The organism is Roseburia sp. AM51-8, assembly GCF_003478275.1.
Lineage (GTDB): Bacteria > Bacillota > Clostridia > Lachnospirales > Lachnospiraceae > Pararoseburia > Pararoseburia lenta.
On record NZ_QUEY01000001.1, the window covers coordinates 261,194 to 281,360 of the forward strand.

General features: G+C 41.9%; 17 protein-coding genes. 16 read left to right on the forward strand and 1 reads right to left on the reverse strand.

The annotated features are described in order from the left end of the window. The first annotated feature begins 4 nt into the window (after positions 1-4). From hemW to DW996_RS01355, 6 genes are all read left to right on the forward strand, one after another. On the forward strand, positions 5-1,207 hold the full coding sequence (gene hemW / locus DW996_RS01330; RefSeq protein ID WP_118534642.1) for a radical SAM family heme chaperone HemW: 1,203 nt from the start codon (positions 5-7) through the stop codon (positions 1,205-1,207). Positions 1,208-1,409: 202 nt separating this feature from the next. After that, positions 1,410-2,438, forward strand: a complete 1,029-nt coding sequence (gene hrcA, locus DW996_RS01335; protein WP_118534643.1) for a heat-inducible transcriptional repressor HrcA — start codon at positions 1,410-1,412, stop codon at positions 2,436-2,438. Between the two features lie 20 nt (positions 2,439-2,458). Next, a complete protein-coding gene (gene grpE / locus DW996_RS01340) occupies positions 2,459-3,100 on the forward strand; it encodes a nucleotide exchange factor GrpE (protein ID WP_118534644.1) in 642 nt (213 codons plus the stop codon). Positions 3,101-3,170: 70 nt separating this feature from the next. Then, a complete protein-coding gene (gene dnaK, locus DW996_RS01345) occupies positions 3,171-5,063 on the forward strand; it encodes a molecular chaperone DnaK (protein ID WP_118534645.1) in 1,893 nt (630 codons plus the stop codon). A gap of 5 nt (positions 5,064-5,068) precedes the next feature. Next, positions 5,069-6,238, forward strand: a complete 1,170-nt coding sequence (dnaJ, locus tag DW996_RS01350; protein ID WP_118534646.1) for a molecular chaperone DnaJ — start codon at positions 5,069-5,071, stop codon at positions 6,236-6,238. 77 nt (positions 6,239-6,315) lie between these two features. Further along, positions 6,316-6,855, forward strand: coding sequence for a histidine phosphatase family protein (locus tag DW996_RS01355; RefSeq protein WP_118534647.1), 540 nt, complete (start codon positions 6,316-6,318; stop codon positions 6,853-6,855). Positions 6,856-6,926: 71 nt separating this feature from the next. Here the strand turns inward: DW996_RS01355 and DW996_RS01360 are convergent, their stop codons facing one another. After that, the gene (locus tag DW996_RS01360) at positions 6,927-8,213 is read right to left on the reverse strand and encodes an AraC family transcriptional regulator (RefSeq protein ID WP_118534648.1); all 1,287 of its coding nucleotides are present in this window, start codon (positions 8,211-8,213) and stop codon (positions 6,927-6,929) included. 465 nt (positions 8,214-8,678) lie between these two features. Here DW996_RS01360 and DW996_RS01365 point away from each other — a divergent pair, with 465 nt between their 5' ends. The 10 genes from DW996_RS01365 (at position 8,679) to DW996_RS13805 (ending at position 20,081) form a co-directional block, all read left to right on the forward strand. Next, positions 8,679-9,377 carry a family 43 glycosylhydrolase gene (locus DW996_RS01365; RefSeq protein WP_118534649.1) on the forward strand — a complete coding sequence of 233 codons (699 nt, stop codon included), beginning with the start codon at positions 8,679-8,681 and terminating at the stop codon, positions 9,375-9,377. Between the two features lie 41 nt (positions 9,378-9,418). After that, positions 9,419-10,165: a hypothetical protein gene (locus DW996_RS01370; protein WP_118534650.1), complete on the forward strand. Its 747-nt coding sequence runs from the start codon at positions 9,419-9,421 to the stop codon at positions 10,163-10,165. A 128-nt stretch (positions 10,166-10,293) separates the two neighbouring features. Then, positions 10,294-11,106 carry a hypothetical protein gene (locus tag DW996_RS01375; RefSeq protein ID WP_118534651.1) on the forward strand — a complete coding sequence of 271 codons (813 nt, stop codon included), beginning with the start codon at positions 10,294-10,296 and terminating at the stop codon, positions 11,104-11,106. Continuing rightward, positions 11,093-11,890: a hypothetical protein gene (locus DW996_RS01380; RefSeq protein ID WP_118534652.1), complete on the forward strand. Its 798-nt coding sequence runs from the start codon at positions 11,093-11,095 to the stop codon at positions 11,888-11,890. Before DW996_RS01375 ends, DW996_RS01380 begins: the two co-directional genes overlap by 14 nt. 141 nt (positions 11,891-12,031) lie before the next feature. Beyond that, entirely contained in the window at positions 12,032-13,504 is a 1,473-nt protein-coding gene (locus DW996_RS01385) for an MFS transporter (protein ID WP_118534653.1), read from the forward strand. Between the two features lie 20 nt (positions 13,505-13,524). After that, the gene (locus DW996_RS01390) at positions 13,525-15,939 is read left to right on the forward strand and encodes a beta-glucosidase (RefSeq protein ID WP_243098628.1); all 2,415 of its coding nucleotides are present in this window, start codon (positions 13,525-13,527) and stop codon (positions 15,937-15,939) included. Between the two features lie 45 nt (positions 15,940-15,984). Continuing rightward, positions 15,985-18,411, forward strand: a complete 2,427-nt coding sequence (locus tag DW996_RS01395) for a family 78 glycoside hydrolase catalytic domain (protein ID WP_118534654.1) — start codon at positions 15,985-15,987, stop codon at positions 18,409-18,411. After that, positions 18,378-18,569 (forward strand): alpha-L-rhamnosidase C-terminal domain-containing protein, encoded by a 192-nt coding sequence (locus DW996_RS01400; RefSeq protein ID WP_118534655.1) that lies wholly within the window; start codon positions 18,378-18,380, stop codon positions 18,567-18,569. Before DW996_RS01395 ends, DW996_RS01400 begins: the two co-directional genes overlap by 34 nt. A 166-nt stretch (positions 18,570-18,735) precedes the next feature. After that, positions 18,736-19,743 (forward strand): family 1 glycosylhydrolase, encoded by a 1,008-nt coding sequence (locus DW996_RS01405; RefSeq protein ID WP_330428697.1) that lies wholly within the window; start codon positions 18,736-18,738, stop codon positions 19,741-19,743. After that, positions 19,734-20,081 carry a family 1 glycosylhydrolase gene (locus DW996_RS13805; RefSeq protein WP_330428698.1) on the forward strand — a complete coding sequence of 116 codons (348 nt, stop codon included), beginning with the start codon at positions 19,734-19,736 and terminating at the stop codon, positions 20,079-20,081. Before DW996_RS01405 ends, DW996_RS13805 begins: the two co-directional genes overlap by 10 nt. Positions 20,082-20,167 lie beyond the last annotated feature (86 nt).

Here is a 20,167-nt window from a genome sequence, read left to right on the forward strand (position 1 = left end):
AAATATGAAAGAGGTCAGTCTTTATCTACACATTCCATTCTGTGTAAAAAAATGTGATTACTGCGATTTTTTATCAGGAGCCTATGATAATGACATACAAAAAAGATATGCCGAAAGCCTCTGTAAAGAAATCGCTTACATGGGACAGCAACTGCGATCAGTTGCTGTTTCTTCTATATATATTGGTGGCGGTACCCCATCCTGGCTGGATGCATCGGATATGGGAAAGATCATGGATGCCCTACATAAAAAATTTACTATCGGTCAGGATGCTGAGATTTCCATGGAATGTAATCCGGGAACGGTAACGATGGAAAAATTTAGCGCATACCGTAAGATGGGGATCAATCGTTTAAGCATCGGTCTGCAATCGGCTAATGATGACGAACTGCGTCTCTTGGGACGGATCCATAGTTACGAACAGTTTTTGCGGACTTTTGATATGGCACGCAAAAGCGGATTTTACAATCTGAACGTGGATATTATGACAGGATTGCCGAGACAGACCCCGGAAAAATTGATGCATACTTTAGAGCAGGTCATTGCCCTGCGACCGGAACATGTCTCTGCCTACTCTTTGATCGTGGAAGAAGGAACCCCTTTTTATGATCGCTATAAATTTGATGCGGTCAAGCAGCATGCTGGGATGAAAACAGAATTTTTGCCGGACGAGGACGAGGAATACCGCCTGTCCAAGATGGCACAAAGCGTTTTGATCGCACACGGCTATCAGCAATATGAGATATCCAACTATGCCAGGGAAGGTTATGCCTGCTATCACAATACCGTTTATTGGCGGCGGGGCGACTATCTGGGACTTGGCATTGGCGCAGCCTCCATGGTAAGCGACCGTCGTATGGCAAATGTGCGGGACATCTATCAGTATATGGATCTGTGTGCGGACAAATTGTCTTCTAATAATATAGAAGAAACAGAAAATCTGACGTCGCCTTTATGGCAGGAAGTAACGAGTCTTTCTAAAAAAGATGCCATGGAAGAATTTATGTTTTTGGGACTGCGCATGAATGCAGGAGTTACCAGAGAGGATTTTGCCAAGTGCTTTTCCTGCTCGATAGAGTCCGTCTATGGCGAGACCATCAAACATTTGCGGCAGGAGGCTTTGCTAGAAGTGGCAGAGGGGCGGATCTTTTTGACCGACAAGGGAATGGATCTGAGCAATTATGCCCTGGCACAGTTCCTCCTGTAAGATCATCTGCGCCAAAGGGGACAGTCCATGTGGCAAAAGGAGCGTCCCTGCGCCACAAAAAATTCACAAAAATAAATAAAAAAAATTGTGAGAAGTGTTGACAAAGCAAAAGGGCAGTGATACATTAGGTTTAAAGATATTAGCACTCTAAGTTAATGAGTGCTAACAATCTTAGAAACAAGGAAATCAGATGAGGTATCCGATGGACGAATTAGGTGAGAGAAAAGAGAAAATTTTAAACGCCATCATACAGAACTATCTGGAAACCGGAGAGCCGGTTGGTTCCCGTACCATTTCCAAGATGTCAGATCTGAATCTGAGTTCTGCTACGATTCGTAATGAGATGTCGGATCTTGAGGAACTGGGCTACATCGTACAGCCGCATACTTCTTCAGGACGTATTCCTTCCGATAAGGGTTACCGTTTCTATGTAGATCACTTGATGGAAGTCAAGGATCGGGAAGTGACCGAGATGAAGGATCTGATGATCGAAAAGACGGAGAAGATGGAACAACTCTTAAAACAGGTCGTCAAGGTACTTGCCAACAATACGCAGTACGCCACGATGATATCTGCACCGAGTGTCCAGCGCAACCGTCTCAAGTTCGTACAGTTATCTGCCGTAGATGAACACCAGATCTTATCGGTGGTCGTTATGGAAGGCAACATCGTAAAGAACAAGATCATTCCGGTTGAGGAACCTCTGAGCAATGAGACTATGTTGAAACTCAACATGCTCTTGAACACCAACTTGAACGGGCTTACCGTCGATGAGATCAACTTAGGGCTCATCACCAAGATGAAAGAGCAGGCGGGTATTCACGAAGAGATCATTGCACAAGTCTTAAATACCGTGGCTGAGACGATTCACGAAGATGACGATCTGGAGATTTATACGAGTGGAGCAACGAATATTTTCAAATATCCGGAACTTTCCGATTCCCAGAGAGCAAGTGAGTTGATCAGTGCTTTTGAAGAAAAGCAGGCGCTGGCAGATCTGATCTCTGAGACACAGGGAGATGAAGAAACCGGCATTCAGGTATATATTGGAAATGAGTCACCGATCCAGACAATGAAAGATTGCAGCGTCGTGACAGCCACCTATGAATTAGGTGAGGGCGTGAAGGGCACGATAGGAATTATCGGACCAAAGCGTATGGATTACGAAAATGTCATGGATAACCTGAAAAATCTTAAGTCGCAGCTTGACAAGATCTTGAAAAGGGAATGACATAGGAAGGAGATGTAAAAGTGGCAGAGGAAAAGAAGCAGGAAGATAGGGAAGAAGTCAAAGTAGACGAGACAGTCGAGACAGAGACTTCCGAAGAAAAAGATACAGAAAGTACAGAGGCAGGAGAAGCCGCTGATACCAAAGAGGAGGCGGAGGAAAAAGAAGAATCCGCAGAAGAAGCTGAGGAAGAAAAAGGAAATGGAGGCTTTTTCAAAAAGAAAGAAAAGAAAGACAAAAAGGATGCACAGATCGAAGAACTGACCGACAAGGTCAGACGCCAGATGGCCGAGTTCGAGAACTTCCGCAAACGTTCTGAGAAAGAAAAATCACAGATGTATGAAGTGGGAGCAAAGAGCATCTTGGAAAAGATCCTTCCGGTCGTTGACAACTTTGAAAGAGGTCTTAAGGGCATGGAAGAGAGCGAAGATCCATTTGCACAAGGTATGCAGATGATCTACAAACAACTGATGACTTCCTTGGAGGAAGCAGGCGTGAGTCCGATCGAGGCGCTCGGCAATGAATTTGATCCGAATTTCCACAACGCAGTGATGCATGTGGAGGATGAAGAAGCCGGCGAGAGCGAGATCGTAGAAGAGTTCCAAAAGGGCTATATGTATCACGATACAGTGCTTCGTCATAGCATGGTCAAGGTTGCAAACTAGTCAAATTGGTAGCAATGCTAATTTAAAATAAAGACAATAACAATGTGATGATAAATAGGAGGAAAAAATCATGGGAAAAATTATTGGTATTGATTTAGGTACAACAAACTCTTGTGTAGCAGTTATGGAAGGTGGTAAGCCAACCGTTATCGCCAACCAGGAAGGTGCAAGAACAACACCGTCTGTTGTAGCATTTACAAAGACAGGAGAGAGATTGATCGGTGAGCCTGCAAAGCGTCAGGCAGTTACAAATGCAGAAAAGACAATTTCTTCTATTAAGAGAGATATGGGTACAGACAATGGTCGTACCATCGATGGTAAGAAGTATTCTCCACAGCAGATCTCAGCAATGATCTTACAGAAGTTAAAGAGCGATGCAGAGAACTATCTGGGTGAGCCTGTCACAGAAGCAGTTATCACAGTTCCTGCATATTTCAATGATGCGCAGCGTCAGGCAACAAAGGATGCCGGAAAGATCGCTGGTCTTGATGTAAAGCGTATCATCAACGAGCCTACAGCAGCAGCACTTGCTTATGGTCTTGACAATGAAAATGAGCAGAAGATCATGGTTTATGATTTAGGTGGTGGTACATTTGATGTATCTATCATTGAGATCGGTGATGGCGTTATCGAAGTTCTTGCAACAAGTGGTGATAACCGTCTTGGTGGCGATGACTTCGACCAGAAGATCACAGATTGGATGCTGGATGAGTTCAAGAAGGCAGAAGGCGTTGACCTTTCTACTGACAAGATGGCTCTCCAGAGATTAAAAGAAGCAGCAGAGAAGGCTAAGAAAGAACTTTCCGCTGCAACAACAACAAACATCAACTTGCCTTTCATCACTGCAACAGCAGAAGGACCAAAGCATTTTGATATGAACTTAACACGTGCTAAATTCGATGAATTAACACATGACCTTGTAGAAAGAACAGCCATTCCGGTACAGAACGCATTAAAGGATGCAGGTCTTACAGCAAGTGAACTTTCAAAGGTTCTCCTTGTTGGTGGATCAACCCGTATCCCAGCCGTACAGGATAAGGTAAAGGCACTTACAGGACATGAGCCAAGCAAGTCTTTGAACCCGGATGAATGTGTAGCCATCGGTGCTTCTATCCAGGGTGGTAAGTTAGCAGGTGATGCCGGTGCCGGTGAGATCTTGCTTTTGGATGTTACACCACTTTCTCTTTCTATCGAGACTATGGGTGGTATTGCAACCAAGTTGATCGAGAGAAATACAACGATCCCTACCAAGAAGAGCCAGATCTTCTCTACTGCTGCTGATAACCAGACAGCCGTTGATATCAACGTAGTACAGGGTGAGAGACAGTTTGCTAGAGACAACAAGTCCTTAGGACAGTTCCGTCTGGATGGTATTCCTCCAGCACGTCGTGGTGTTCCACAGATCGAGGTTACTTTCGATATCGATGCCAATGGTATCGTAAATGTATCCGCTAAGGATCTTGGTACAGGTAAGGAACAGCACATCACCATTACAGCAGGATCTAACATGTCTGATGAGGACATTGAGAAGGCTGTTAAGGAAGCTGCTGAGTTTGAAGCACAGGATAAGAAGCGTAAGGAAGCCATCGACACCAGAAACGATGCTGATGCATTTGTATTCCAGACAGAGAAGGCTTTGGAAGAAGTTGGCGACAAGATCGATGCGGCAGATAAGTCAGCAGTTGAGGCTGATATCGCAGCGATCAAGACAATCCTCGAGGCACATCCGGAAGCAGAGGCTATGGATGATGCAACCATAGCAGAATTAAAGGCTGCACAGGAGAAATTGCAGGAGAGTGCACAGAAGGTATTCACCAAGATGTATGAACAGCAGGCTCAGGCAGCAGGCGCACAGGGGGCAGGTCCTGACATGGGTGCCGGTGCAGGCCCTGATATGGGAGCAAACACCACTTACAATGCGGCAGATGATGATGTCGTAGATGCAGACTTCAAGGAAGTATAAAAAACATGGCAGAACAGAAGCGAGATTATTATGAAGTCCTTGGCGTAGATAAAAATGCCGATGACGCAACGATCAAAAAAGCATACAGACAGTTGGCAAAGAAATATCACCCGGATATGAATCCGGGTGATAAAGAAGCAGAGGTAAAGTTCAAAGAAGCCTCTGAAGCCTATGCTGTTTTGAGTGATCCGGATAAGAGAAGACAATATGATCAGTTTGGTCATGCTGCTTTTGACGGCGGTGCCGGTGGCGGCGGATTTGATTTCTCAGGCATGGATTTTGGAGATATCTTTGGAGATATCTTCGGTGATTTCTTTGGCGGTGGCGGCAACAGACGTACCAACAATGGACCGATGAAAGGGCAGAATGTCCGTGCAAGAGTCAATATCAAGTTTGAAGAGGCAGCATTTGGTTGTGAAAAAGAGATCGAACTGGTATTAAAAGATGAGTGTGCAACTTGTCATGGATCCGGTGCAAAGTCTGGAACCACAAAGGATACCTGTCCGAAGTGTGGCGGTAAGGGAAAGATCGTAGTTACACAGCAATCATTCTTTGGAACCGTACAGAATGTAACGTCTTGTCCGGAATGTCAGGGAACAGGGCAGATCATCAAAGAAAAATGTAGTGATTGCCATGGTACCGGATACATTTCCCGTAAAAAGAGAATTTCTGTATCTATTCCTGCTGGTATTGATAACGGTCAGAGTGTTCGTATCCGTGAAAAGGGAGAGCCGGGCATCAACGGAGGACCTAGAGGAGACCTTTTGGTTGAGGTTCGTGTGGCCCCGCATGCGATCTTCCAGAGAAGCGAATACGATATTTATTCTTCTGCTCCGATCTCATTTGCACAGGCAGCACTGGGCGGTGAAGTCATGATCGATACCTTGGACGGAAAGGTCGTATATGAAGTGAAGCCCGGCACACAGACCGATACCAGGATCCGCTTGCGTGGAAAAGGTATTCCGTCTTTGCGTAATAAGAATATGCGTGGTGACCATTATGTTACTTTAGTGGTACAGGTTCCGACTTCTCTTAGTCATGAAGCAAAAGAAACTTTGCGTAAGTTTGATGATGAGACAGGAAAGACCTTGAAAGCCGGAGGAACAGCGGTTAAGGAAGAAAAGAAGAAAAAAGGATTTATGGGCAAACTTAAGGATGCCGTAGACGATTTATAAAATGCGAAGAAGCGATGGCTTGGTATAGAAATATATCCCATCGCATTTTTGCGTATAAGAGAAAGAGGATAACATACATGAAAGTTTGGATTACAAGACATGGGCAGACAGATCTCAACAAAAAGCAGTTGATGCAGGGCGTTTATGACGAACCACTGAACGAAACAGGAATTGCGCAGGCAGAGGAAACACGGAAAAAGATTGGTGATATGAAGTTCGACGCTGTTTACTGCAGCCCATTGAAGCGAGCAAAGAAAACAGCCATGATCATCGGAGGTGTATCCGAAGAGGAATTGATCGTGGATCCGCGTATCATCGAGGTAAACTTTGGAAAATACGAAAAAAAGAGTTATAAAAAATTAGGACCATTTATGACCTTATACTGGATGCTTCCGGAAATCATACCGGCACCTAAGACGGTGGAGCCTGTTTCATCTATGGTGAAAAGAAGTCGTTCTTTTATCGAAGATCTCAAAAAAGAGGACTATGAAAACGTGCTTGTGGTCTGTCACGGTGGCATTATCCGGGCTCTTTGTGGAGTTCTTGAAAACCGTAGAAATGGAATCAAGTGGAGACCAAGACCACAAAATTGTGAAATTAGAAAATACGAGTTGTAGTTTGTAGGGACGTTCCTTTTGCCACAAGGAGCGTCCCTTTTGGCATACCGACAGGTGCAGAGCGGCGTCTTCTATTGATTTCGGTATTCTTTCGGCGTCATAACGGTCAATTTCTTAAATACATTCTGAAAATACCCCTGGGAGGAAAAGCCTAAATAGGTTGCTATCTCTAAAATAGAGCGATCAGTCGTTTTTAACAGAGACTTCGCTTTTTCGATTTTTTGTTCTTGAATATACTGTGACAAGGTCATACCGGTTTCTTTTTTGAATTTGGTTGACAGATAACTGCGACTTAAAAAAAGATCCTGAGCCATCTGATCCACAGAAAATTCTTCCGTTAAATGTTCCCGGATATATCCCGTTACGGAGCGCATAAATTTATCGTAACGATTTCCTTTTTTAATTTCATTTACAAGTGTTGTGTAGTCAATCACCATGTGATATTGCAAGTTCATGACTTGCTCCGGATTGTTATAGCTTTCAGCATGTTGGATATACTTATCACTTAAGGTCAAAGATTCCTCTACTGGAAGTCCTCCATCAATGGCAGCACGTGATAAAAGTGTGGCGGATGTTATGAAAATATTTTTTAACTGTCGCAAGTAAGTTGGTGCTACTTTGCCGGCACGACCGGCAGAATTCAGCTTAAAGAGTTCGTTGAGACGGTCCAAATCACCCTCACGGACACAGGAAATCATCTCTTTTTCAAAGAGATAAGTCGTGTGTGCAGGCGTAACGGCATCATTATAGTCATCAATAGAAGCATGTGCACTTGCAATGTCATTAATGCTGTGGATGTCGTTTTCACTCATAGGGCGCTTTCCTATATGGGAAATGTTTGTCATTTGCTCATTTGTTTCAATCGCTGTCTGGTTATCAATATTCTGTTTGGAAATATTGCTATGGGAATCGTATATAGCAACATCGGATAATTCTAGTTTTTTGTCACTGATATAGTAATAAATCAGGCAGAGCTCATGTAAAAATAGTTCAAGCGGCATAGGGGTTATACTGCTGAGCAATTGTTGGTATTGTTCCATGTAATTCATTTTTAAATCAAGAGAAAACATGAATTCCCGAATCTGATTTTTAGGCGGCGTAATCTGAAAAGTAGGTCCTAAAATGAGGGTATATTCACCATGTTTTATGATGCCATAAAAATGTTCATAGGGTGAAATATAGTAGTTCACCCCTTCGTTTACCTGTAAAAGTGTATCAATATAGGGTGACGCGGGATCTTTGGGGAAATTAGACAAATCATAATGAATGATTTCTTTGTTATTTTTATAAACGCGCATGGCGATTAAAGATAGCGAAGAAATGTTTTTGGCAATGTAATCATAATCAATTTCTCTCATAATAGCCTCCAATTTGTAAGACAGGCAAATCCGTAGGACTGCCTTTGATGTTTCTGTAAAATATCATACATAATTACAAAAAAGAAAACAAGAACTGAAAAAATACTTTTGAAAGATTCCTAAAATAATAGACGAAATCGTAGGTTATCAGGAAGAAGTCTGCGAGAAGTAAAGGAGTAAGAAAACCTTTTTTATATATAACCCTTCTGAAGAAGAGACTGGTGTGAAAGCAAGGGTCTCTTTTTCTATTACAAATTTTTGATATTTTTTCTAACAAAACATAGCAGGAAAATGTGCATATAGGAAAAGTTGATAAAACGCGAACATAATTACAAGAAATTTTGAAGTATCTGCTGTATAGTAAAATAAAGAATCATGCCGTAGATTTTTGGCTGCAGCAGCAAAATGTGTAATACAGGATTGTCAGGACACGAAGATAGAAATAGAAAAGGAAATGAATGTAAAATGAAACAACAGATTTATAACCCATATTTGCCATTGGAAAATTATATCCCGGATGGAGAGCCACATGTTTTTGGTGACAGACTCTATGTTTATGGATCCCATGATGAGGAAAACGGCACAGAATTCTGCGTATTAGATTATGAGTGCTTTTCGACTCCTGTGGATGATCTTTCCGATTGGAGAAGTGAGGGCATCATATATCGTGCTGAGCAGGATCCGGGGAGAAATGAAAAGGATAAGTATATGTATGCGCCGGATGTGGTACAGGGAAAGGATGGCAGATATTATCTTTACTATGCCATGAGTGGCGGACATTTTACAGGAGCAATCCATGTAGCAGTCTGCGATGAACCGGCTGGAAAATATGAATATTACGGTGAAGTAAGAAATACAGATGGCTCGACTTATGACAGGTGTATTACCTTTGATCCGGGACTTTTGAACGATAATAATCATATTTATCTATATTATGGATGGGCAATCGGAACAGGCGTAAGAAGCATACCAAGAATGATTAACGGAATGGTATCGGCTATATGTAAGCACTTTGTTTCGCCGAAATTATTTGAAAAGACAAAGGAGCAGATGGCGCGCGAAGCACAAGGCATTGAAGGTGGAAATGTCATTCGGCTGGCAGATGATATGCTTACAGTGATCGGAGAGCCGAAGCGTTTAGCACCAGGCAGTTTGATGCCATAGGAAGTCAGTGGGAAAGTCATGGCTTTTTTGAGGCGAGTTCTATGCGAAAAATAGGGGATACCTATTATTATATTTTTTCATCGCAGGTGAACCACGAACTCTGTTATGCGACCAGTAAATATCCGGACAGGGATTTTACATATCGCGGAGTAATCATATCGAATGGTGATATTGGCTATGGTGGGCGAAAGACGAAAGAACGTCTGGCTATGTCAGGAAACAATCATGGAAGTCTTGTCTGCGTCAAGGGGCAATGGTATATCTTTTATCACAGGCATACCAATAAAACGTGCTTTAGCCGTCAAGGCTGTGCAGAAAAAATAACTATTTTGCCGGATGGCAGTATTCCGCAGGTTGAGATGACATCACAGGGACTCAATGATGGACCATTAAAGGCAAGCGGCGAGTATCCTGCAGCAATCTGTTGTAATTTGTACAATTCGAAGCTTCAAAAAATCGGACATACACCTGTGATTGGAAATAGTGACCGCATCCCTTATGTGACTTGCCGGAATGAGGAAAGATTTGTGGCAGATTTCTGTGATGATGCTGTGGCTGGATATAAATATTTTGATTTTTCAGGGCAGACGCAGCTTACGGTTACCTATCGCGGCAGCGGAAAACTGCGCGTTTTTACCGAAGATAAGACCTTGGGCAAGATGACACTGACACCGACAGAGACATGGAAAACATCGACCATTTCTTTTACAGAAGAAGGAAAACATGCCCTGTATTTACAGACAGTAGGGGATACCATGTGCGACTTGCTGGAGATTGGTTTCTGTTAGAAAGAAGTTCAATTCTAAGGGGAAGAAAGGCTGCTTTTAATAATAAATATTTGACGTGCGTAAAATAAAAATGTATAATGTGATGTATAAAAATATTTGACGTGCGTAAAATAATATGAGGTGGTTTTATGCGAACAAGAGTAATCAGAGAAAAGCAGGATCTGACCTATTTGAATTGGTCCCATATTCGAAGTTCCAGTGGAACAGCAGGCACTTTTTTGAAATCAGAGTCTTCCTTATATGATAAAAAAATATATTACAAATTGTCTAATTTCGATCCTGTAAATGGTATTGTAGGACATGAGTGTGTCAATGAAATAATCGTCGATCGTTTACTGACGATACTTGGAGTGGAACATCTTCACTATGAACTTATCTATGCAGATATTGAAATTGAGGGAAGAATATATACGACATATGTGTGTGCGTCCGAGGACTTTAAGAAGCGTGGTGAGAGTAAGGTTGCCCTCGATGATTATTATCGAACCAATGCCATAAAGGGAGAGTCGCATTATGATTTTTGTGTGAGGCAAGGCTGGAAAGATTATATAGAGCAGATGATTGCTGTTGACTATCTCATATTAAATAGGGATCGGCATGGTGCAAATATTGAAGTGCTTCGAAATGCAAGAGCAAAAACAATTCGGATTGCCCCTTTGTTTGATCATGGCTTGTCTTTGTTATACTCCTGTACATCGGATGCTATGGTGAAAAATTTTGATGTGTCAGAGGATAAACGATGTCAGAACTTTATAGGTTCTTATTCCTGTTACGAAAATTTAAATCTGATTGAGAACAAAAAGAAGATATTTTCAAGGAAACTAAAAGAGAGTGATAAATCGGTTCTTTTGGAAGATTTGCAGGGAATATTATCGGAGACGTACTTAGATGCTATTTGGAATATGATTTATAAGAGGTATCAGGTCTATGAAAGCTTATGAAATATGGGATGATGAAAATCAGTTATCCATAGGGGTCTTACAATATTTTGATAAAGAGCAGAGATATATTATTGAACTTCAGGAGAATTTGGACGAGTGGACCGCCCCTCTTTTGTTTACCAATTATGTTAAGCGTGGAATCTATACCATACCAAGGCAGGAAAGCTATCTATGGGTAAAAGAAAGAGTGATTCCGAGTGGAAGACAAAATATAGATGACATCCTGCGCAATCATAAAATGGCAGCATATGATGAGATGAGGATGCTTGAACTGGCAAGGGGAAAATGTTCGCAGGATAGCATGTCGATAAAAAAGATAGATATATTGCCATCTTTTGTGGTAGAAAGGCAAAAAAAGAATCTTGTGGACTGCTGTATGTGCGATCATCATGTGGTTCTATGCTTTTTTGCAGATCATGTGGTAAAGAAACTCGCGTTAGAACAACTGAAAGATGTAAGTGGTATCGATAAAGTCATGCAAAATCAACCTCTTTTTGAATCCGGTATGGTGGGGACAGGGGGATATTGCCTGACATTCAATGATTCGATCGATATTCCGGCAAAATTCTTATATGATGTAAAAAACGAAATGCCTATAGAAAGTAAGGATTTTGAAACTTATGTGCAAAAGAATATCTGGGATACGACGCAGGTGTGTGATGCACTTTCCTGTACGCGTCAAAATCTTTCTTATATGCTTAGGAAAGAGAGCCTATCGCCTTTAAAAACAGATGTAAAGGGAAATTTATACATGAAAGGTGATGTGCTAAAAAATAAGTGGTAGAAAAAAGTTAAAAATTACAAACTCACTAACATAACTACAAGAAAAATGGCATATGGATGATTATAATACCTATAGAATCAAAAAATTCTATAGGTATTTTTAATACAGCAAGGGTTATAAAAAAGAAGAGGAGTGGAACGAATGAAAACGATTAGAGCAAAGTTCTTGGATGCAAAAGCATTCGACAGCCGGGTGAAATCACCGGATATGGAAAAGAAAGAAAAATGGATTGGTTATCTGTTAGGACCAGCAGGTGCGTTGCTATTGAATGCTGTTATGGCATCATATCTGAACGTATACTACACAGACGTGTTGAAATTGACAACGGTGTGGGGCGGAATGTTTCTTATGGTATTCCCGATTTTATCAAAGATTATTGATGCCATCACAAACGTTTTGATGGGATATATCATTGACCACACAAAAACGAAACAAGGAAAAGCAAGACCATATCTGCTTCTTGCAGGGGTACTGCTTCCAATTACCGGAATTCTGCTTTTTACCGTTCCGGAATCCAATGAAACATTAGAAGTAATCTGGGTAATGCTTTCTTACAACCTTTTTTATTCATTTGCATTTACCATTTACAATATGAGTCACAATCTGATGGTTCCATTGTCTACAAGAAATTCAGAACAACGTGGCGTTTTGGCAGTGTTTAACAATGTTGCAACCATTATGATTTCAGGAATCATTGTAGCATTGATTTTTCCAATGCTGATTTTGCCAAGATTGGGTGTCGATAAGAGCAACTGGATTCATATGGCAGTTATTTTGTCGATTCTTGCTTTGCCATTAACACTTTTGGAATATTACTACACAAAAGAACGTGTTACAGAAGAAAGTGCTGTGGATGAAGAAGTAAGTACGGTCACATTTAAGGAACAAATGAGAGCCGTGTTTGCGGATCGTTATATGTTCTGTTTATTATTTTATTTCCTTGTATATACCGTTGGATCAACGATGAAAAACATATCCCTTGTGTACTACTGCAATTATGTATTGGGATCTTACAATGACGGAATTACGCAGACAATGGTATCTGTGATTGGCGGTATCCCAATGGGAATTGGTATTTTTGCAGTATGGCCATTGGCAAAAAAGTTTGGTAAGAGAAATCTGACGATGGCAGGTTTTGTTTTATACGGTATTGGAAGCGCAATTTGCTGTCTGGCTCCAACCAATATGGTTATTGTACTTGTTGGACAGTTTGTAAAGAATATCGGTGGACTTCCTTGCGCTTATGTATTTATGGCATTGATGGCAGATACCTACGATCATCTGGAATGGAAGAATGGATTCCGTGTGGATGGTGCAGCAATGTCTATTTATTCGATTATTACAGTGACGATGACAGGTGTTTGTACAGGTGTGTTTAATTTATTGTTGTCAACGTCAGGGTATGTTGCACCAAGCCTTGTTGATGGCGTGACGGTAGCAGCAACGCAGGCTGATTCGGTAAAGAATATGCTGACTTTTTGTTTTGTAGGATTGGAAATAATAACTTCTATTATTGTGGTTGTTCTGCTGTCTTTCGTTAATGTAGAAAAGGGCTTGCAGGAAAAACAGGAAGAAATTGCAGCTCGTAGAGAAGCGAAGAATGCAAATAAGTAAACGGGATACAAGGAGAAAATATGAAGCATCAGGATATCATCAAAAAAATGACACTAGAGGACAAGATTGCGCTTTGCAGTGGTAAGGATTTCTGGCATACAAAGGATATGCCACAATACGGTCTTCCATCCATCATGATGAGCGATGGACCACACGGGCTTCGTAAACAGGAAGCGGAGGCAGATATGTTAGGCGTGAATGCGTCTGTACCAGCCACTTGCTTTCCAACGGCAGTGACAACGGGCAGTTCATGGAATGTTGCATTGATGCATAAAATTGGACAGGCAATCGCAGAGGAGGCCATTGCCTATCAGGTTTCTATTGTTTTAGGTCCTGGTGTAAATATCAAGCGGAATCCATTGTGCGGACGTAATTTTGAATATATCAGTGAAGACCCATATTTGGCAGGTAAAATGGCGGCAGATTTTATTCGCGGTGCAGAAGAGAAAGGTGTTGCAACATCGCTGAAACACTTTGCGGGAAATTCGCAGGAAACAAAGCGTTTTACATCAGATAGTGTCATTGATGAGAGAACATTGCGTGAAATTTATCTCACAGCATTTGAAATTGCTGTTAAAGAGGGAAGGCCAAAGACCGTTATGTGCGCTTATAACAAACTAAATGGTATTCATTGTAGTGATAATAAGAAACTGTTGACGGATATATTACGTGATGAATGGGGACACCAGGGAATTGTAGTGACAGATTGGGGTGCTATGAATGACCGCATCGAAGGATTTAAGGCGGGATGCGATTTGTCTATGCCTGGGGGAAGTGACTATATGGAATCGGATGTTGCAAACGCAGTCCGTTCCGGTGTTTTAGAGGAAGCGGTCATTGATGAAAATGTAGATCGCATGATTGATTTGATTTTACAAAGTGCTGCGCGTTTACAAAAGGATGCAGCATTTGATCAGAAAGCACATCATGAGCTGGCAAAAGCTGCGGCAGGAGAAGGTATTGTACTTTTGAAAAATAAGGACAACATCCTACCTTTGCAAGAAGGAACAAAGGTTGCATTGATTGGTAAGATGGCAGAAAAAACCCGTTATCAGGGAGCGGGTAGTAGTCATATCAATCCTACAAAATTGACACAGCCAAAGGATGTAATTTCTCATACGGCATTTGCAGTGGGATGTGATGAGCGTGGAAATACAAGTGAGGAAATGCTAAAGGAAGCAGAGCATGTAGCACATACGGCAGATGTTGCCATTGTTTTTGCAGGACTGACAGAGGTTTATGAATCGGAAGGATTTGACCGCAAAGATATGAAAATGCCAGAAGGACATGTGCGCATGATTGAGGCAGTTGCGTCTGCAAATCCAAATACCATTGTGGTATTGATGTGTGGTAGTGCAGTGGAGTGCCCTTGGGCAGATGATGTGAAAGGAATCTTATATGCAGGATTGTCTGGTCAGGCAGGAGCAGAAGCGATAGCAGATATCTTATATGGAAAAATAAATCCGAGTGGAAAACTGGCAGAATCCTGGCCGATGCGGTACGAAGATTGTATTACTGCAAAAGAGTATGCAAACCAGAGGGATGCTCTTTATAAGGAAAGTGTTTATGTAGGATATCGTTATTATGAAAGTGCTGAAGTAAAAGTCCGTTTTCCTTTTGGTTACGGATTGTCGTATACCACCTTTTCTTATGACCATTTGCAGGTGCAGCCACTTGCAGATGGAATGTATCAGGTTATTTGTGATGTTACCAATACAGGAAATATTGCTGGAAAGGAAGTCGTACAGGCCTATGTTGCGGCAGTAAATTCTAACATCTTTCGTCCAGCGAAAGAATTAAAAGCATTTGCGAAGATTGATTTGGAACCGGGGCAGACAAAACAGGTGGCGTTTGTGTTGAATGAGCGCAGTTTTGCGATTTATCTTGGAAAAACATATATGGATGCAATGGATGCGGGACAAGTTTTAGCGGAAGGCTGGTATGTGCCAAAGGGGCGTTATAACATCATGATTGGTAGCAGTAGTCAAAAAATAGAATTGATGCAGACGATTTCTGTTGATGGTATGGAACTTAAGAGTCCAAAGTGGCAAAAAGATTCCTGGTACGAGACACTTGTGGGAGAACCACAGCAGACAACATTTGAAAAAATTGTGGGTTATTCTTATACATGTAAGCAGCATCATAAGGGTGAATTTACGATGGAAGATACCGTTGAGGAAATGAAAAACGAGTCGTTTGTTATGAAACTCATGTATAACGCGTCGGCAATGGTTATAAAAAAAGGCGTGGGTGGAAAGATTACAGAGGATAATGAGGCGGATTATCGAATGATGCTTTCATCTTCGGTAGGAAGTCCGCTGCGTTCTATGATGATTAGTTCTGGTATGAAGAGCGGTCTGTTTTATGGACTCCTTGATATGGCAAATGGGCACTTCTTCCGTGGACTTGGTAAAATAATTGGCATTGCTAAGTGAAAATAGGAAACAGGTAGACATAGTTTTGGCAAAGGTAGGAAAATTATGAAAGCGACAAATTTAAGAGTAGAATATATGACGAATCCGATAGGCATAGATTATGTATGCCCACGTTTTAGTTGGATATTTGAACAGGGGACAAAGCAAACAGCATATCAAATTATTGCAAAAGACGATTTTGGAAATCTGTTGTGGGATTCCGGTAAGGTTGTATCAGAGCAGATGCATCTGATTCCGTGGGGAGCAGATGATCTTACAAGTCGTACTCGTGTAATCTGGTGTGTGACGACATGGGACGAAAATGATATACCAGAGACATCAGAAGAAGCCTATTTTGAAATAGGGCTATTGCATGGGAGTGACTGGAAGGCAAAATGGATTACAGGTGATTATGTTCCGAAGAAAAAAGAACGTTACCCGGTGGATTGCTTCAAAAAATCATTTTGCGTTACAGGCGATAAAAAGATAAAAAAGGCCAGAGCATATATGAGTGCCTGTGGTGTTTATGAGGGCAAAATCAATGGGAAAAAGATAGGCGAATTTGTTCTCGCGCCTGGAATTACGGATTATAGAAAACGTGTACAGTATCAGACGGTTGATGTGACGTCTTTGCTTGCAACAGGGGATAATGAACTTTCTTTTATGCTTGCAGATGGATGGTATCGTGGTTCTGTTGGGGCATGGGGTATGAAGAATTATTATGGCTCTGAAACGAAATTGCTGGCACAGCTGGAGATTACCTACGAAGATGGCAGCATGGATGTTGTTGCCACAGATGATCGTTTTGTCTGGACAAATGATGGACCAATTCGTTTTGCTGATAATAAAGATGGTGAAATTTATGATGCCACCAAGCAGGATTTTTTGCATGCCCAGTGGAAAAAGGCGAAGGTGACAAAACATCCTGTTGTTCCAACAGCATCAGATAATTTTATTATAAAAGAACAGGAAGTTTTCTCGAATCCAAGGCTTATCAAGACACCATCTGGAAAAACAGTGCTCGATTTTGGACAGAATATAGCAGGTATTGTAGCTTTTTCGGTAAATGCGAAAGCGAGACAACGCATCTATCTTCGCATGGGTGAGCTTATGAAAGATGGAGAGTTTACGCAGAAAAATATTCAGTGCGCGAGAAAAAATCTGATAACGCCTTTGCAGGAAATCACGTATTTCTGTAAGGATGGAAAAAATGATTACAAAACCACATTTGCAATCTTTGGTTTTCAGTATATTGAAGTGGAAGCAGATATGGAAATAAACCCGGCTGATTTCAAGGCAATCGCAGTATACTCTGATTTTGAGACAACATTTACGTTTGACTCCTCAAATGAATTGCTGAACCAATTTGTGAAAAATACACTTTGGTCTTTGAAAAACAATTCAGCAGATATTCCTACAGATTGTCCGACGAGAGAACGTCACGGATGGTCTGGCGATGCACAGATTTTTGTAAATACAGCATCTTACATGGTTAATTATGCACCATTTGCTTTAAAGTATGAAAATGATCTTTGTGATTGGCAGAAAGCAAATGGTAATTTTCCACAGATTGCACCAGAAGGTGGAACGGATCCTTATATGCGTCCAATGAATGGTTCTGTGGGCTGGTCTGATGCAGGAGTGTTGCTTCCGTATCGTTTGTGGAAAAAATATGGGGATCAGCGTATAATTGAAACCTATTATGAACCAATGCGTCGTTATGCCAAATATATGATAAGCCGCACAGGCAAAACAGAGCCATTTATTTCAGTAAAGACGGGATTATCAAAGGCAGATAAAAAGTATTTATATAATTTTGGTCAGCATTATGGTGAGTGGGCAGAACCAATAGATGTGCATAAAATGTGTTGGAAGGACTTTGCAACGTCACGTCCAGAAGAAGCAACAGCATATCTTTCATATATCATGGGAATTATGGTAGAGATTGCCGAGGTATTAGGCCATACAGAAGATATTCCACTTTATGCAGAATATCGTGATGGTGCCAAAAATACATATCGTAAATTAGTGCAGCAAGCGGCGTTTTCACTTGATACGGACCGGCAGGCAAGATTAGTCCGCCCATTGTATTTTGATCTGTTAGATGAGAAAGATACGGCATTTGCTAAAAAACGTTTGATTCAGGCGTTGGACAATTATCGTTGGCGCGTAGGTACAGGATTCCTTTCTACCCCATTTATCTTATATGTACTGGCAGAGATGGATCCGGAATATGCCTATCGATTGTTGGAAAATGAAGAAAAACCAGGATGGCTTTGTATGCCAAAGGCAGGTGCAACGACCATTTGGGAAGATTGGGAAGGACCAAACTCAGATAATGGCAAAGGCGGCGGTATTGCGTCTTTGAATCATTATTCTAAGGGGGCTGTCTGCGAATGGATCTTTGATGAAATGTGTGGTATCAAGATGGCAGGAGAGAATCGTTTTAGATCGCACCTGTGCCGGGCGGACATTTCAGCCATGCCGGTATGACTTATGACAGCGTCTACGGTAAGGTGGGATGCTCTTGGAAAAAGTACGCGGATGGAACGTATGCCTATCACATTCTTGTTCCACCCAATACAACGGCGGAGGTGAGCCTGCCGGGCTGCAAGGCGCAGACGCTTTCTGCCGGGGAATATGATCTGTGATTTGTGACAAAAAACTTAAAATCAATCTAAAAAAATAACAAAAAAGCGAATTTCCTATCGTGGGAATTCGCTCTTTTACGTTATACTGTAGACAGAATAAAAGAGCCAAAAGGGACACTCCATGTGGCAAAAGGAACGTCCCTACCAGACAAGGAGGATACAAAAAATGAGTAAATTTCCACAGGGATTTATGGTAGGTGCTTCTACCGCAGCACACCAGGTAGAAGGTAACAATATTCACAGTGATTACTGGGTACAGGAGAATGTAGAACATTCACAGTTCGTCGAGCCATCCGGCGATGCAGTCGATCATTACAACCGCTATGAAGAAGACATCAGGATGATGGCAGAAGCAGGGCTGACGGCATATCGTTTTTCCATCGAGTGGGCAAGGATCGAGCCAAAGAAAGGCGAGTTTGATGACAAGGAGATCGAGCATTATCGCAAGGTCATCGCCTGCTGCAAGGAAAACGGCATCGAGCCGATCGTGACCATGCATCACTTTACTTCTCCGGCATGGCTCATTTCCATGGGCGGCTGGGAAAATGAAGAAGTCGTTGATCTCTTTGCGAATTATGTAAAATATGTCGTAGAACGTCTGGGAAGCGAACTTAACTATATTTGCACCATCAACGAGGCAAACATGCGCTTACAGTTGGCTGCCATCATGAAAAAGTACATGGGCAGCATGGGCGGCGGAGCAAAAGATGCATCAAATGCAGATGCCATGAAGAAAATGGCTGAGGCTCCAAAGCAGGATGCACCAAAGGAAGGCGATGTGCAGGTTGGACTCAACCTTGGACAGGGCATGAATACCATGATGATGGGCATGATGGAATGTGCAAAGGCATTTGGCTTGCAGGATCCAAGAGGCATCCATACTTTTGTTTCCATGTGCACACCACAAGGGGATATTCTGGTCATGAAGCGCATCAGGCAGCCAAGAAGGTCATCAAGGAATTATATCCGGACATCAAGGTCGGTATCACTTTATCTTTGCATGATATGCAGCCGGAAGCAGGCGGCGAAGATGCAGCAGCAAAAGAATGGGATGAAGAATTCCGTCATTATCTTCCATATATTGCAGATGATGATTTCTTTGGCGCACAGTCTTACACCAGACAGTGCTTTGATGCTGAGGGCAACAAATATACACCGGACGGCGTGGAATTGACCCAGATGGGATATGAGTTCTATCCACAGGCGATCGCCAACGTTGTCCGTGCAGTGGCAAAGGATTTCAAGGGCGATATTATCGTTACCGAAAATGGTATCGCAACTGCAGACGACAGCCGTCGTCAGGAATATATCAAAACAGCAACGGCAGGTCTTCAGGAGTGTATCGCAGACGGTATTCCACTCAAGGGCTATATGCACTGGTCACTCATGGATAACTTTGAGTGGCAGAAAGGTTTCTCTATGCAGTTCGGTCTGATCGCAGTAGACCGCAGCAATATGAAGCGTACCGCAAAAGAAAGTCTTTATCTTCTTGGAAGTATGGCAACAAAATAAATAGACCATTAGGAAAAATCCTCTTGCAGATTTCTGCAAGGGGACTTTTTTCGACCTGTGTAAAATAGTGAGGACAATTTTGCTGA